The sequence below is a fragment of the Streptococcus parasuis genome (assembly GCF_021654455.1).
In the GTDB taxonomy this organism is placed as follows: domain Bacteria; phylum Bacillota; class Bacilli; order Lactobacillales; family Streptococcaceae; genus Streptococcus; species Streptococcus parasuis.
In genome coordinates this window covers 395,127-411,388 of sequence record NZ_AP024276.1, presented here as the reverse complement: position 1 = coordinate 411,388, position 16,262 = coordinate 395,127, and the positions used below count along the sequence as shown (strand labels likewise).

11 protein-coding genes and 2 pseudogenes are annotated in these 16,262 nt (G+C 39.2%); all 13 read right to left on the bottom strand.

The window, feature by feature from the left end; genetic code table 11:
• Nucleotides 1-18: 18 nt before the first annotated feature.
• On the bottom strand, nt 19-1,182 hold the full coding sequence (locus L6410_RS02085; RefSeq protein ID WP_237395731.1) for a carbohydrate-binding domain-containing protein: 1,164 nt from the start codon (nt 1,180-1,182) through the stop codon (nt 19-21).
• A gap of 170 nt (nt 1,183-1,352) precedes the next feature.
• Nucleotides 1,353-2,042, bottom strand: coding sequence for a colicin lysis protein (locus L6410_RS02080; protein WP_237395728.1), 690 nt, complete (start codon nt 2,040-2,042; stop codon nt 1,353-1,355).
• Between the two features lie 582 nt (nt 2,043-2,624).
• The gene (rbfA, locus tag L6410_RS02075; RefSeq protein ID WP_237395727.1) at nt 2,625-2,978 is read right to left on the bottom strand and encodes a 30S ribosome-binding factor RbfA; all 354 of its coding nucleotides are present in this window, start codon (nt 2,976-2,978) and stop codon (nt 2,625-2,627) included.
• 133 nt (nt 2,979-3,111) lie between these two features.
• Nucleotides 3,112-5,091, bottom strand: a pseudogene (gene infB / locus L6410_RS02070) (translation initiation factor IF-2); the annotation flags it as partial.
• A 104-nt stretch (nt 5,092-5,195) separates the two neighbouring features.
• A pseudogene (locus L6410_RS11070) lies at nt 5,196-5,934 on the bottom strand (translation initiation factor IF-2 N-terminal domain-containing protein); the annotation flags it as partial.
• Between the two features lie 17 nt (nt 5,935-5,951).
• On the bottom strand, nt 5,952-6,290 hold the full coding sequence (locus L6410_RS02065; protein ID WP_050571150.1) for a YlxQ-related RNA-binding protein: 339 nt from the start codon (nt 6,288-6,290) through the stop codon (nt 5,952-5,954).
• A complete protein-coding gene (gene rnpM / locus L6410_RS02060) occupies nt 6,247-6,543 on the bottom strand; it encodes an RNase P modulator RnpM (RefSeq protein WP_024391500.1) in 297 nt (98 codons plus the stop codon). Before rnpM ends, L6410_RS02065 begins: the two co-directional genes overlap by 44 nt.
• Before the next feature lie 16 nt (nt 6,544-6,559).
• The gene (gene nusA / locus L6410_RS02055) at nt 6,560-7,702 is read right to left on the bottom strand and encodes a transcription termination factor NusA (protein ID WP_024391499.1); all 1,143 of its coding nucleotides are present in this window, start codon (nt 7,700-7,702) and stop codon (nt 6,560-6,562) included.
• A gap of 86 nt (nt 7,703-7,788) precedes the next feature.
• Nucleotides 7,789-8,259, bottom strand: a complete 471-nt coding sequence (rimP, locus tag L6410_RS02050) for a ribosome maturation factor RimP (RefSeq protein ID WP_172025325.1) — start codon at nt 8,257-8,259, stop codon at nt 7,789-7,791.
• Nucleotides 8,260-8,364: 105 nt separating this feature from the next.
• Nucleotides 8,365-8,505 (bottom strand): hypothetical protein, encoded by a 141-nt coding sequence (locus tag L6410_RS02045; protein WP_172040573.1) that lies wholly within the window; start codon nt 8,503-8,505, stop codon nt 8,365-8,367.
• Complete coding sequence (locus L6410_RS02040; RefSeq protein ID WP_237395725.1) at nt 8,498-9,442, bottom strand: class C sortase; 945 nt, start codon at nt 9,440-9,442, stop codon at nt 8,498-8,500. The genes L6410_RS02045 and L6410_RS02040 overlap by 8 nt, the downstream gene beginning before the upstream one ends.
• Before the next feature lie 144 nt (nt 9,443-9,586).
• Nucleotides 9,587-10,963, bottom strand: coding sequence for a SpaA isopeptide-forming pilin-related protein (locus L6410_RS02035; RefSeq protein ID WP_237396615.1), 1,377 nt, complete (start codon nt 10,961-10,963; stop codon nt 9,587-9,589).
• Between the two features lie 181 nt (nt 10,964-11,144).
• A complete protein-coding gene (locus L6410_RS02030) occupies nt 11,145-16,172 on the bottom strand; it encodes an InlB B-repeat-containing protein (RefSeq protein ID WP_237395721.1) in 5,028 nt (1,675 codons plus the stop codon).
• Between the last annotated feature and the right edge of the window lie 90 nt (nt 16,173-16,262).

Genomic DNA, 16,262 nt, shown 5'->3' with positions numbered 1-16,262 from the left:
TTATAATTTGACGATCAATTACCAGCCACCGTGGCCACCTGCACCTGGTCCTGTTGCTGTGATTTGAGTAATCTGCTCACCGTTAACTGTCACAGTACCACCTGTCAATTCAGCAGTTCCATCGAAGTCAAAGGCTGAAGTTGGAGCTGTTACATCAATTGTACCTCCGGAGATATAGATATCTCCATTAGCATCAAAGGCATCCGTATCCCCACTACCTACAGCGACTGTCAAGTCACCACCAGTTACCTTGATAAAGATATCTGATGACGCTGTACTTGCCGCATTAATAGCATCATCCGATCCGTATACATCGATGGTACCACCATTGATTGTGATATTGGTTCCTTCCAAGGCTTCTACTGATTCTGGTACAGAAATTGTGCCACCGTCAATTGTCAAGGCTGTTTCTGCTTTGATACCATCATCTCCTGCTTTTACAGTAATTTCACCACCTGTAATTGTTGTGTAGCCTTTAGTTGTATCTGTATCATTGGTTGACTTGATACCATCTCCACCTGCTGTTACAGTGATAGTTCCACCATTGATAGTCATTGAATCTTTACCACGGATGCCATCATCTACTGCTGTAACAGTGATATTTCCTGCGTCAATAACTAGATCATCAGTTGATACAATACCATCTTGAAAGTTTCCTTCTACTGTCAGGCTACCATTCCCCGTAATGGTTAAATCTGCCTCAACATGAATGGCACCTTCAATATTTGTATCAGTGTGATTGCTCGTATCTTTCACAGTGTTTGTCGTTCCATCTTGAAGTTCTAATTCAACATTATCTGCACTAATAACATTAATTGCGGCAGTATCTGAGCTTGAAATCTCGGCACCTGCTAAAATGATACGGACATTTGCATCTGTTTCAACCGTTATACCTGCAGTTGTTGAACCTGTTAGAATATAGGTTCCACCTTCCGTTATTTTCAATCCATCATTTGAAAGCGTTACTTCTGTAGTAGGAAGGGCTGACCAGTCAATCGAAGATGATGATGAACTTGAGTCAGATGAGGTGCTATTGCTGGAAGTAGTTGCTGCACTTGATTGACTTGTAGCTTTAGAACTTGATGTTGTCGTTGAACTAGAAGTTGATGAACATGCCGCCAAGACACCGATACTCATCAACGTGACACCTGAATAAAGCAGTTTTTTTAAATTTGTTTTCATAAATAGATTCCTTTTCTTTCTTAGGAGGTTTTGGGATGCCTTCCTGATATGCTCTTAGTTTACCTTCCCTACCTAAAAGAAAGATTAAAGATTACCAAAAGAAAACTTAAAGTACTACTTAAATAAAAAAAAAGCTGGAAACCCCAGCTTCTATCCATTCTTATTTTACACTATAAGTTAACCCAATTCAAACTTGATAAATCAAGTAAAGGGGATGTTTCAGGATTAGTATCCGATTCAGAAATCCGTTTCAATCCTGGAATCATTGCATTGTACTGATAAATCCGGTATACTCCACCCCCTTCAAATAAATAGGTTCCATCCTGTAAAGGACGAAGAATGGCATCCGGCCCAATTTCAAATCCAATATTTCGGAAATTATCTACTAAACGGAAACTCTCCCCAGATAGCTGTGTGTAAAGATCAATGAGGATATAGTCACCAGATTTATTCAAGGCTAAGAGCAATTCCTCTGTCCCATCTTGATCAATATCGTATAGGCTATAGAATGCTCCGCTGTATTCTTGGCCTTGACTCGTCAGTAAACTTAGATAACTACTAACCTCGTCCTGATTAATCGCTTCAGAAACCTGACCTAAATTGGCTTGGTAACGATCGATAACGGACTGGTACACAGTCGGTATCGTCTGTGTATTTGTAGAAGTGGCTTCTGTTTGTGAGTCTGAACTAGATGTAGGCTCTGAGGAAGACTCTGGGGTAGATTGTTGGTCCGAACTAGTTGTAACTTGGCTCGATGAACTAGTATTGGAAGTTTCATCTTCCTTGGTCTGAGTGGATTGACATGCTGCTAATAACACAACCGTGGACACCAACATTATACGACTAATAAGCTTTTTCATAACTTCCTCCTACGCAATCTCTTTTATATTAGTATACCATCTTTAGAAAAGCTTGTAAACGCTCACCATTTTTCTCCCATCTCGATTAGCCGAAACCATGCTCTATCAAGTGTACATTTAAAACTATATTGCTACTAGGATAACTTAATCATAAAGAAACTAGAACTACAACTTTTAGAAAAAGTGTCGGATGCCATTGTACGAATAATCTATTTTAACTCTTTGAAAAAAATCGAATGTAAAAAACCTTGATGGATGAGAGGAGAGTGGACAAAATTCGACTAATACTCTTCGAAAATCAAAATCAGGCGTTGTTGACTTGATTTGATGAGTGAAAGGCTCCAGTGGAGCCTTTCAGCCTGTTACCTTGAAACAAAATAGTAACCTGCATCAGAGCGAAACGAACACGTTCGACTATTTCCAACCTCCAAAGGTTCCCCGAACCTTTGGAGCAAGTCTGATTTTGATTTTCATTGAGTATAAATGGTTGTCGGCAAACTATTTTAATTTCTATAAATATTTTAGGTCGTTGAAATCATTTCAATAGAGCCCAAAAAAGCCGAATGTTTCCATTCGACTTTCTTAATCTTTCTGTTCGAGAGCACGGAGCATTTGATCAATTTTGTTTCCATACTCTATTGATTGATCTTTTTCAAACACCAAATCAGGAATCTTATAAAGTGTCAACATACGACCAAGTTCCCTTTTTATTATTCCTGTTGCTTTTTCCAAACCAGTTTGTGCTTTTTGATTGTCGGAAGCCAAGTCACTCATGATTGTGTAGTACACTTTGGCCATTGATAAATCACCAACCATCTGAACATCAGTGATGGTTACACCTTGCACACGGGGATCGCGGACTTTCTTTTGTAAAATCTCATTGACTTCACGCTTGATTTCCATCCCAACACGGTCTGTACGAAAATGATTTGCCATATTCTTTTCCTTTCTAACAGGATAGAAAAGCTGAGTTGCCTCAGCTTGAATAATCCAAGTAAGACGAGGCTAGGCAGAAGCTCAGTCTTATAAAAATCAAGATGAATAAATCATGAACTGTTCTTCAATGATCTTATTTTTTGATTTCTTCCATAATATAGGCTTCAATCGTATCATCAACTTTCAAGTCATTGTAATTTTCTATCATCAATCCACCTTCTTGAGCATTACCAACTTCTTTCACATCATCTTTATAATGTTTCAAGCTTGCTAATTGACCGTCGAATACAACAACTCCATCACGAATAACACGAACACTTGAATCACGGGTAACTTTACCACGAACGACCATGAAACCACCGATTGTTCCAACTTTAGATACCTTAAAGGTTTCACGTACAATCGCTTCACCAATGATTTTTTCTTCGTATTCAGGATCAAGCATCCCTTTCATCGCATCTTCCATCTCTTCGATGACCTTGTAGATAATGCTATGAAGGCGTACTTCAACATCGTCTGTTTCGGCTTGACTGCGCGCTTCTGCGGTTGGACGAACGTTGAAACCAATAATTAATGCATTGGATGCCGCAGCCAAAGTGACATCTGATTCATTAATGGCACCAACTGCTGAATGGACGATATTCACTTTGACACCTTCTACTTCAATTTTTTGAAGTGATGATGCGAGTGCTTCTACAGAACCCTGTACGTCAGCTTTAATGATGACATTAACAGACTTAACTTCACCTGCTTTAAGTGTATCAAAGAGGTTTTCAAGACTAACACGTTGTGTTGCTTGACGTTGTTTGAGAAGGGCACGTTTTGCACGTTCTTCACCAGCTGCACGAGCAGATTTCTCATCTTCATAGACTGCAAAATGATCACCAGCCATCGGTGCTTCATTCAACCCTGTGATAGAGACAGGTGTAGATGGACCAGCAACCTTCACGCGACGTCCAAGGTCATTGGTCATGGCACGAACACGACCAAAGGTATTCCCTGCAACAATTGGATCCTGCACATTCAATGTTCCTTGTTGGACTAGTAGGGTAGCAACCGCACCTTTTCCTTTATCCAAGTGAGCTTCGATAACTGTACCGATTGCGCGTACAGTTGGATCTGCCTTCAGTTCTTGAATTTCAGCAACTAACAGAACTGTTTCCAACAACTCATCAATATTTTGATTGAATTTGGCAGAGATTTCTACAAATTCAGATTCACCACCCCATGCAGTTGAAATAACTCCATGTTCTGCCAATTCACCAATCACACGCTCAGGATTAGCACCTGGTTTATCAATCTTGTTGATGGCAACAATAATTGGAACATTCGCAGCTTTTGAGTGATTGATTGCTTCAATTGTTTGTGGCATAACACCATCATCTGCAGCAACGACTAGAATAGTCAAGTCTGTAACAGATGCACCACGCGCACGCATAGAAGTAAAGGCCGCGTGTCCTGGAGTATCCAAGAAGGTAATTTTCTTACCAGCTTCCTCAATTTGGTAGGCACCGATATGCTGTGTGATACCACCAGCTTCCCCTGTAGCCACACGAGAATTACGTAGGGTATCCAACAAGGTTGTTTTACCATGGTCAACGTGTCCCATAATGGTCACAACCGGTGGACGTTCTGTCATTGCATCCTCATTAAGATAGCCTTCTTCTACGAAGAAACGCTCGATATCTGCGTTATCGACCTCAACCTTTTCTTTCGCTTCAATACCATAATCAACCATGAGGAGCTCGATAGTATCTCCATCAAGAGATTGGTTCTGAGTTGCCATTACGCCCATAAGGAAGAGTTTTTTCACGATTTCAGCAGGCTCACGTTTGATCCGTTTAGCAATCTCAGCAACGGTCATGCCAGCTGTATATTCAAACTCTGTTGGCAATTCATGGAACTTGCGTTCTGTGACAGGCTTAATAGGCTGATTTGTCTTGCCTTTTTTGTTTTTCTTGTTGTTATTCCAGTTACTTGTTCTTTGATTTCTCACTTGATTTTGACTATTTCGATTTCTTTGTTGTTTTCTAGGACCATCTTCTTCGTCACCAATGAAGTCACGTTTTTTATTTGGTCGAGCTTGTTTCTTACGACGGGTATCTACAGTAGTTTCTGCCACTTGCTCTGATACTGTTTCAACTGGTGTAGGTTTCACAAATGGTTTGCTTTCTACAACCGGTTCTTCGAACTTAATTTCTTTTGGCTTCTTAGGTTGCTTCTTAGCTTCTTGAGCCTGACGGAATCGTTCTTCACTAGTACGAGCATATTCTGCATTCTGCTCTGCTTTTAGAGCAGCTGCACGGGCTTTGAAATCAATCTTAGGTGTCTCAACCTTTTTGACTTCTTCTTTACGGCCGAACCCATTCTGTTGACCGGACCGGTTGTCCTGACGATGATTATCTCGTCCTTCACGTCGGTCAGCAAAACGGTTTTCCTTCCGATCTTCTGTTCGCTTGTCGCGACGTGGTTCACGGCGATCATTTCGTTCATTATTTGGTCGTCCTTGACCCTGTTGACGGTTATCGCGACGTTCTTGACCATTCTTAGCTTGTTGACCAGCTTTTCCTTGTTGGCCTTGAGCTCGTCTAGCAGCTTGTTCTTTAGCACGTGCTTCACGCTCAGCTTTAAAGTTGCGACTCTGTGGTCGGTGCGCAGTAGTTTGTGTACCTGTTGCTTTAGGCACTTCTTTTGATACTGGCTCTGAAGTAGCGACTTTTTCTACTTTTGCAGTTTCTACTTTTGGTGCTTCCGCAACTCGAGTAACTGCTTCTACAGAATTAGCTTGGACTGGTTGCTGCGCTCTAAAACTTTCCGCCAGACGTTTTGCACTTGCATCATCCACACTAGAAGCGTGGCTTTTTACATCAAATCCCAATTCTTGAGCCTTAGCAACAACTTCCTTGCTGCTGACGCCTATTTCTCGGGCGATTTCATTCAATCTCTTCTTAGACAATGCCTTGTCCTCCTGTTCTATTCCATAATAGACCTCATCTTCTTTGTAAATCCAGCGTCTGTCACTGCAATGACTTTTCTAGCCTTGCCGACAGCTGCACTCAATTCCAGTGTTGAAAACACTGTTACAACTTCTACTTGATAGGTATGACTTTTATCTGTTACTTTTTTGCTTAAATTTCCAGCTGCATCGTTGGCTAAAAACACCAACTTTGCCTGCCCTTTTTGGATAGCTTCAACAACCAAGTCCTCACCAGAGGTGATACGACCAGCACGCTGCGCCAATCCCAATAAATTTAAGATTTTCTGTCTCTTATTCGAGTCCAAGTTCTCTCCTCTTGACCTTATGATCAACATAGGCAATCAACTCATCATAAAACTCCTCAGCTACTTCCATACTAAAGGAACGATCGAAGACACGACGTTTCTTAGCTTGGCTTGCCTCATTATTGTCAAGCTTGATGTAAGCTCCACGACCATTTGCCTTGCCTGTTGGATCGATAAATACTTGGCCTTCTTTATTTTTTACAATACGGAGCAAATCCCGTTTGTCGATGATTTCACCGGACACCACAGACTTGCGCAAGGGTATTTTTCTAGCTTTTGCCATGGTTGCTCCTTTTGCCTTATTCTTGTTCTTCTGCGACTTCTTCTACAACTTCGTCCGTCGCATATTGCTCAGCTTCAAATGCTTCGTATTCTGATGCTGACTTGATGTCGATACGGAATCCTGTCAAATGTGCTGCCAAACGAACGTTTTGACCACGACGACCAATTGCCAATGATAACTTATCATCCGGTACAACGACTGTCGCATGTTTCCCATCTTCCGTGTCAAACAACACTTGGTCAACTTCAGCAGGTGCTAGAGCATTGTAGATAAATTCCGCTTCGTCAGCTACCCACTCGATGACATCAATATTTTCCTCAGTAGGAATCATACGGTCATTCTTAGCATCATAACGAGCTGGGTGGAACTTACTGGTGATTTTCTTAATATTTGAACCACCACGACCAACGATAGTACCAATAGCATCTACGTTTGGATTATGGCTACGAACAGCCACTTTCGTACGGTCTCCAGCTTCACGGGCAACACTCATGATTTCAACTGTTCCATCGTATACTTCTGGAATTTCCTGTTCCATGAGGCGTTTGATCATTTCTGGATGGCTACGGCTGACAAATACGTTAACACCACGACCATTGTCTTCTACCTTATAGACATAAACTTCGATGCGATCATGAGATTGGAAAACCTCACCAGGAATTTGATCCTGTTTTGATAACTGAGCTTCAATTGTACCAAGGTTGACATAGATAAAGCGATTGTCGAAACGCTCTACCGTACCTGACATGATTTCATTTTCATGTTGCTTGTAAGTATTGAAGGTAATGGCACGCTTTTGTTTGCGCATTTTTTCCATGATGGTTTGTTTAGCTGATTGAGCAGCCACACGCCCAAATTCCGTTGGGTCTTCTTGGAATTTAATTTTGTCACCCATTTCATAAGCTGATGAAATAGCCAAGGCATCTTTTAGACTAATTTCTAGTCGGCTATCAAATACTTCATCTACTACTTCACGAACAGTAAATACATGGAAATCGCCTTTTTTCTCGTCAAATTCAATCACTGCTGATTCTGATTGACCATAACGGCGTTTATAAGCTGAACGAAGTGATTCTGTTACAGCATCAATGATGTCCGCTTTGTTAATACCCATGTCTTCCTCTAAAATACGGAAGGCTTCTAGCATTTCTTTACTCATGTTGTTTTCCTTTTGCGCTCAAAAGGTCCTTTCTTAAAGTCTAAAATCTATTAACATACTCTAATACGATCGAGTATCGCAACCTATTACAATTTGACAGCCAAACGGGCCTTAGCCACCGTCTGGTAAGGAATCGTCACTTCCTTCTTGCGGGTTTTATCCATATATTCCATAATTAGGTCTGTTCCATCAAAGGAGAGCAAAGTCCCTTCGAAAACCTTGATTTTATCAATTGCCTGATAGAGCTTGACATGGATGTACTTTCCAACTGCCTTTTCAACAGCATCTGCCGTTTTTAAAGGACGTTCCAAACCTGGACTTGTTACTTCCAACATATACTGCTCCGGAAATGGGTCCGGCTTAATCGTATCCAAAATTGGACTAATGACTTCTGACAAATCTGCCGTATCTTGAAGAGAAATCCCCCCCTCTTTATCGACAAAAATAGATAAAACGTAGTCACCGCCCATCTTACCATATTCCACATCTACCAACTCATATGGAGCTTGAATTGCGGGGGTAATTGCTGCTGTGACCAAATCAATAATTGATGACATAAACACCTCCTATTTCTGCAGTAGGTAGAAATAGGTTTCCAAAAAATCATCTCTACCATTGGATAACCATATTCCTTATTTACCACACCCTATACACAACACCTTCTATTTACATGTAGAAATCAGTGTATAGGGAAAGGGTTGACTGACGCCAACCCCCTTTCTCATTATTAACTCTTGCCATTCTAACATATCTTTCATTACTTGTAAAGGAAAACGATGGAAATGAACTAATCTGCTATTCATTTTCACTCCTCAAAGTCTTTTCTTTCTTTATATCCTCTTCCAAAGCAGATACTACCTGTGCATGAAGTGTGTCCATTCTATAATTTAGCCCACCATATTCTTCAAAATTTACTTTCCGCTTTTGGATAAATGAACTGGTCGAAACATAGATAAACAAAATCAAACCAAGCAAAACAGGTATCGCTAAAATCGGTGCTACAAGAAATGGCTTAATTTGTAAAGCATCTGCTACAAGCTTCACATCCCCATTGACATTAGAAATACGATGACCACGAACCAGCAGTCGGTGAGTATTAATCCCGTAAGGAGTACAAGTTACCAACGTACAATAATCCTCATCATTCACCATCGCCAAATCGGTTAAATTTGTCGGAAAAACAACTCTTATTTGATCAACCTCATATGTCAAGGTCTCATTTAATATGTGTAGTGTAAATAAATCTCCCTCTTTTAATTGATCTAACTCTGTAAAAAGTTTAGCAGAAGGAAGTCCTCTGTGTGCTGAGAGCACTGAGTGGGTCCCTTTCCCCCCAATAGGAAGCGAAGTACCTTCTACGTGACCAACCGCAGTTTGGAGTACCGCATCATCTGTTCCATGATGAATACTTAGTTTCACATCAATTTTTGGAATGGATATATACCCCATAATACCATCACCGTTAATATTTAACTGTGATTGATACCTCTCTCGATCCCCATCATTCAATTTTAAACTCACTACTTGCTTAGCAATCGTTTGGTTATATTCATGTGCTTGTTTGAAGAAAGACTTATAATCTTCCTCGGTCATCTGAGAAACATTTTCAGCATAGGACATGATAGCTTGAGATTGGTGAAAGGAATTCCAGTAATCACTAAAGGAAGGATAGAGTAGCAAAAGGAGACCTGATAAAAAACCAATTGTCAACCAGACAGAAAACAATTTTTTTCCAGCCATTTCCCCCTCCTATCTCTTTCACAAAAGTTCAACTTTAAGGCACTTCAATAATCTACATCTGTTTTCCAAACATCTTCGGGACTGCTTTGGCAATCCCGAAGTATGATAAAAGAACGATTTTCAGATGAACATATTAACTTGAGGTTACTGATTTTGCATCCGTCGTTTTGATACAAGTAGAACTGCTGAACCCAGTGCTAAAACAGTTCCAATTATGTAGAGCAAAGAGGTTCCCATCGCACCAGTCGATGGTAATTCTGTTCCTGCTTGGTTAACAATTTTCACTTCCGCATCTTCCTCTTGCAAAACTACTTCTTGACGACTAGTTAATCTATTGTATCCTGCAGGTGCCTTTGTTTCTTCCAACCAATAACTAGTATTGCCTTTTAGCCCCTTGATAACTGCAGTTCCTGCATCAATGGGAACCCCAGTTTCACCTGTTTCAGCCACACGGTACGTTCCATCGTCGTTTTTCACAACCGGTATTTCATGACCATTGACTTCAGCATCATACAACCTAAACTGTGCACCAGTTAGGGTCTTGCCCGCATTGTTTACTTTAGATAAAGTAATTTTATAAGTGTTAACAATTATTTCATCTGTTAAATCTTTATCATTAAATTTAATAGTTGCTTGGTTTCTAGCTGTCCCTTCTTGCGCATCCTTTGTGACAATAGCCTTATAGCTCACTTCAACTACTGCTGGTGAAGCATAAATAGTACTACCATCTGAATTTGCCCATTTAAGTTCAATAGTCATTTTTCCGGTTGACTCATCTACTCTTGCAATTTCCGGCGTCACAGCTGATCCAGCAACAGTTACACTAATAGATGATGCTTGAATAGATAAAGCCGTCGGAACGTCCTCGATGGTAAATTTAGTAATCTGAGTTGTCACTCCATTTTTTGTGATAAAGTTAGTTGCCTGGAAAGTCACTTTGAAATCAAGGATTTCACCAATTTTTGCTGTTGCGGTATCTGCTAAATTTGCACCAACTTGAACCTTTTTCCCACCACCATCAGGGATAATTGGCTCTGTTTCATTTTTATCAATAACTGTTGCATTAGGATTGGTTGAGTCGACAGTTAAAACTGCACCAAGCGATGATTTTATGAAATAGTACCCAAAAGCAAGCTTATCAAATGTTACGGTAGCCCCTGTTGCTTTAACAGAAGTAACGTTTGTACCAAACCCTTCTGCCCAAGTTTTAAACTCATCTGTTGCAACATTTGCACCTGTCTTTTGCAAGACATTTCCCGCATTATCTACTTCAAACCAAGCATTGGTTGGCTCTATTGACTTACCACTCGGAACTGTGTAGGAAATACCATCTTCACTTTGAGTGGCATTAAATAACTTATAGAGTGTATAAGTCTGACCTTGGGAAGTATTGGTAACTGTAATAGATGCCGTTCCGCCTCCACCAGTATCTACTATTTGTTTAGCACTTACAGGTACTACCATGACAACTATCGTTACTGCTGCTATTATGAGGGATAGCATTTTTCTTAACTTTTTCATCATAAACCTCTTTCTTTTACTTCTTTCGGATTAAGAAAGTTGACACAAATTTCTATTGAGCTAATAACTACTAGAATAGCCTAATGATAATTATTTCCGCAAATTTTACACAGATAATCCAGCAACACTGAAAGTGAATTCGTCTACTCATAGCAATCTAAATCAGCAATTTATGACTACCTCAATAGTCTCCAGACCTCCTTTCCCATTTATACTTCATGTACACGGTGCTAAATAAACACGATAAGAGTATAATCAGACCGCACCAAATATAGAATTCTTTTCCTATTCCACCTGTATTTGGTAGAGCCTGTCCGGGCTCATTGGCTATTTGGATTCGATGACTAAATACCTCCCCGTTCTCTGAAACTTGTAATTTCGCAACTGAAGACTCGATCGGCTCCCCTGCCTCATTCGTTACCAAAACCACATATCTGGTATGACCCTCACCCTCAACTTCTTCTAAAACTTTAAAGAATAACGGAACATCAAGTACAATATATCCTTCTGGCGCTGCTTGTTCATTGATTCGGTACAAACCTGCTTCCAACCCATGAACGGAAACCCCTTCTGTTGTTGAAATGATTAAATTGGACAAATCAGTAATCGCCGACCAATGATTGCCATCCCATTTAGTTAAGGTAAATTGTCCCCCTGCCAGAGGTTTCCATTGAGAATCTGTCTTTTGTAAGTTAACAGTCGGTATCACTTTGAGAATTCCTTCTTCTTGTATAACGACATAATTCTCAAGTTTTGTTGAAGGACTTGGTGCGTAGGTATAGGTATTCAAAGAAGAACCAGGTACCATTTGACTACCAGTAACTGAATATATAAAGCTTTCACCCTCAGCAAATCCTGTTGTCGTGGGATCGTCCATATCTATCACTTTAACCGATGTCTTCTTCAGAATACTGCCGTCATACGGCTTAATTCCATCCTCTGAACGAAGCGTAATCAACCGTTGTTTTATATTCAAACGTCCATCAATAACAATAAACTCCACATCAAAGTTATGATTATTATTAATGAATTTATGCTGAAGATTAAGTGAGTAGTTGCCGGCATCTGTTTTTATCAGTTGTTGATCGACTTCTTGACCGATATATGCGTAATCGCTATCCGTATATTTTCCAGTTTCATCTATAAAAGCTACACTATAGGTAATTGTTTCTGGTTGTCCATCATAAATTTTTTCCTTATTTTCTCCTGTAACCGTTACAATCAACGGTCTCTTCGTAACTTCCAGATTCCCTGTTTCATACTGAATATCATAATAGTAAGTCCGATTAACATCATTAATATCCTTAATATCGGCATTCTTAGGGATAATGGCACTTAATCCTACATCAGTCTGACTACCTTCAAATTCAACTGAGACTATCCGATCATCCTTCATCAAGTAATCTTGATAGTTCATTTGAAGGTCTCCTAAATCACTACTAGTTAGTGCCAATCCATCATAAACCTTAGATTTACTGTTAGCTGTTAGAGTAATAGTTTTTTTGTAATATAGATTGATAACCCAAGATTGATGTTGACTACCATCAATGTTATAGAATTGAAGATTCTCTTGCCCATGATTATCCATAGAATGATGGAACTGATAACCGTCTAACAGCTTGCGATGAACAAGATAATAACTTGGTTTCTTCTGAAGAATTGTCACAGATTCCTGACCTGGAATCGCCTGTCCATCCATATCTAAATAATTAATTGTAATTTGTGCAGTATCATAACTAGCGTATTTAAACGTAATAACGTTTTCAGTGTCCGTTGCTGATAAGACCGTACTCTCAACATCTGTCAATGGATAATAGTCGAGATTAACCATTTCAGCTGTAACATGCTCTTGTCCTTGCATATGGCTTTTATCTACAGGAACTGCCTTTTCAAGAGCTTCAATCGTATTACCATCTACTTCTCTTTCAATTGTAGGTGCTACCTCAATTGACTCGTTAATTGCTGAAACATAACGTATTTTATAAGTAATTTTTGGTGATTTTTTTGTATAGTAGAAAGTAATCATTTGGTTATTATTGTTCAACGTAAACTTCTTCTCACGCTCATATGGACGGTAGCCGACAATTCCAAGTGCTGACTCCTTGATTTCTTGACCAAAGCTAAAGGCAGGGCTTGTTTCAACTTTTTCTACAGATAAGGGATTATTACTTCCTTCTTCTAAGTACCTCACAATATAAGTCAACGGTTTTAACTTCCATCTTGCGTATAATGTAATATTTGCTGTGACTGGTTTCAGCCAATCATACCGTTCACCACCCGTTGGATGAGTGTACCAACCAACAAAATCATAATCATCACGTGTTGGATTTCCAGGATAGCTTATTTGTCTGTGTTTTTCGACGGTCTGGGTCGGAAAATGTTGAGCACCTCCGTTCGTTTCAAAAAATACCGTAAAGGTCGGAACAACCCATTTGGCATAAAGTATCACGTTATGATCAGGCATGGTTACAAAGGTATATGGTGTTAACAATTCAGAATCTGCACACCATCCTCCCCATGTGTAATCTTCATCCATTCCTGTTGGGCGATTTGGAGTGTAATTATAATATGAGGTGTTCAGATTTGCATCAAATTTAACCTCTTCAGTTTTCAACTTCTGACTACCGAAATAGTAATCAATAGTATATTTTTTACGATTGTAGTAAAAACGATAAATGTAGCCCTCCGAAGGTCTATAACCCGAAGGAGTATTTGTTAAGTGATCGAATCCTTTTATATCCTTAGCATTTAACAAAACATTTTCACGTTGATAAAAAGTCTGGCTATAGGTATCTGATTTGATGTAAGTTCTAGGATTATCAGCCGATTGCAGATAATACTCTACAGATTTAGAAATCATATTATCACTCCAATTTCCTGTCATGATAATTTGATTTGAAGGATCTGCTCCTCGAAGCATATCCTCAGTCACTTCAAACCGCTTGGTTTTAAAATGCTCACTTAAACCTGGATGATCCCAAGAATCAAATTTTTTTCTACCAGAAGTCGCATATACCTGCTCAGTACCACTCGGCCACCTACTTGAAATGTCCTGGCCTAAAACAACATTAGAAATTCGATAATCAGAACCGGTATAGACCGTTCCGTTCATTCGAATACACCCCCAATATTGATTGAGGTTAAATACAAATGTAAATAATTTCAACTTGTAATAGACTTTTAAGACCGAAGAACCATCCGCAAGGATTTCAACTGTTGAATCTGCATTCAAAGCTGCATTTTCCTCATATGCTTGACCCAAATCTATGCCATTTGCCGAACTAGCATAAACAGTCGACCCAACTTTCGCCTCCTGAACAGCTGACCGTTCATAATCATAATGAGTACTTGCTGTAGCATTATCATAGATTTCTTTTAAATAGACTACTGTGTATTTCACAGTCTTACCTGTCCACTTAGCATAAAGGGTGCGATCTTTATCCAGTGTGACCGTATCAGTTACAGGTGAACCATTCAACTGTGGATTATCATACCACCCCGCAAAATCATATCCTGTGCGAGTCGGGATACTTGAAGAAATAGGCACCTGACTGCCATACTGACCTGTTTGCTGATTGACATAGTCACCACCATTACTATTGTAAGTTAGAGTAAACCGATTGCGACGATAATAAACATATAGTTTTTGACCACTTGCTTGTGTAATTTCAGTCGCTTCCGTATGTTCAAATGTAGCATATGGATAAGTCAAAACTTGGGGACTAACAGTTGAACCTAGTACTCCGTATGCATGGACCGTTTCAATTTTCGAATAGTCATTGCCATCTAAATCCTTGAGCATATATACATAGTCAAATTCAGCTGTATAGGGTACATACTGGATATTAATCGTTATTTTATTATCCAGAAGACCATCAGCCAAATCCTTTTCTACAAGCTCTTCTCTCAATATTTTAATGATTGACCATTCAGGATAATAGGTAGCATCCGCTGGTAAAGTATTATCATTTTGTGGTGTCACTTTTGTAGAAGTATGTGGCAGATGACTAAAAGGCATATCCCTATCTTCTTTTTGGAAAATTGCTGTATCAAAGATGATTTCTTTTGATAATTCTTTGTTGTAATAGTAATAATTGATAGTAATTGTATAAATGGAAATAATCTCAAAATGAGCCTCCACAATCATGTCATTTGTCACCAAAGTTTCTGGAGTAATCACTTGGTTACTGCCCCGTTTCACCCAATTGATAAAACGATAGCCTGTTTTAAACGGTGCTTGTGGCAATGACCCTATAATTGATTGCTCTGTTACTTCTATTAATTTAGACGTCACCACTTGCTCACAATTATCGACATCCTTATAAACAAATTTTACTTCATAGTATTCCTTCCCCTCTACAGGAATGGAACGAGCTTGTAGTTTTTCAATTCCTAAAACTCCATAAACTGAAAAATCACCTGTATCAAAAGTAACTTCAGAAAACTTATCACTCGAATGTACATCCGATTCAACCGATATTTGATTTGCATTTTTCTCATCATCAAAATGAATCGCAACAATTTCGGTGTCCCTCCCTATATCAAATGGAGTGCTGTATTTAATCGTCACAGTAACAGCCTCAGCAGGCTCTATTTCTTCTCCTTTTAAATAAAATGAAATGTCAAAAAACCGAGCATAAACTAAAGTGGCATTTGTCACCTGCTTCTTAGTCTTATCTAAGTATTCTTTATAAGATTCATCATTTGATGGAAGTTCTTTAACAATCAATTCGGTACCACTTGGCAACTGAGACTCTTCAGACACATCAACTTCAACCCAATAATCTAAACCTTCATGGATAAGCTTCCCTGTAAAAAAAGTAACTGGATTACTCGATGATTTCTCAATAGCTTCTGGCGTATTCAATTGTGCTTCTTGGGTAAATGTTTGACCACTGTCACTGTCACTTTCAGTTTCTGTCAAAGAAGTGATGGTTTCAGCCACGGAAATGGTATCTTCTGTTTTGTCTTCGCCAACGTGTAATTTTTCTGTTGTTTCTTGCAATTCTATTGTTTGTTTTGAATCAATACTAGTTCCCTCAAGGAGTTCTACACCATTTTGGTTAACAGCAATTGTTTCATCCATGGATAGTGCTGGAAGAATCAATGCGTAGATGGTACAAAATAGAACAATTGCGACCAAAACCAATAATATTTTATTTTTCTTTTCAGCCAGAAAAACAAGATACTTTTTTATCCAATTCATCATTTACCTCCTTTCATACGAAATGACATGTTGGTAAAATTTTCATCGAAAAAAACAGACACTGGATATCAAATAAAAATTCACCAAGGAAAG

Coding starts and splice junctions, on each gene's coding strand:
- L6410_RS02035 (WP_237396615.1), bottom strand. CDS start 10,963: ATGAAAAAGTTAAGAAAAATGCTATCCCTCATAATAGCAGCAGTAACG.
- nusA (WP_024391499.1), bottom strand. CDS start 7,702: ATGAGTAAAGAAATGCTAGAAGCCTTCCGTATTTTAGAGGAAGACATG.
- L6410_RS02030 (WP_237395721.1), bottom strand. CDS start 16,172: ATGATGAATTGGATAAAAAAGTATCTTGTTTTTCTGGCTGAAAAGAAA.
- L6410_RS02085 (WP_237395731.1), bottom strand. CDS start 1,182: ATGAAAACAAATTTAAAAAAACTGCTTTATTCAGGTGTCACGTTGATG.
- rnpM (WP_024391500.1), bottom strand. CDS start 6,543: ATGGCAAAAGCTAGAAAAATACCCTTGCGCAAGTCTGTGGTGTCCGGT.
- L6410_RS02080 (WP_237395728.1), bottom strand. CDS start 2,042: ATGAAAAAGCTTATTAGTCGTATAATGTTGGTGTCCACGGTTGTGTTA.
- L6410_RS02065 (WP_050571150.1), bottom strand. CDS start 6,290: ATGTTGATCATAAGGTCAAGAGGAGAGAACTTGGACTCGAATAAGAGA.
- L6410_RS02040 (WP_237395725.1), bottom strand. CDS start 9,442: ATGGCTGGAAAAAAATTGTTTTCTGTCTGGTTGACAATTGGTTTTTTA.
- L6410_RS02045 (WP_172040573.1), bottom strand. CDS start 8,505: ATGAATAGCAGATTAGTTCATTTCCATCGTTTTCCTTTACAAGTAATG.
- rbfA (WP_237395727.1), bottom strand. CDS start 2,978: ATGGCAAATCATTTTCGTACAGACCGTGTTGGGATGGAAATCAAGCGT.
- rimP (WP_172025325.1), bottom strand. CDS start 8,259: ATGTCATCAATTATTGATTTGGTCACAGCAGCAATTACCCCCGCAATT.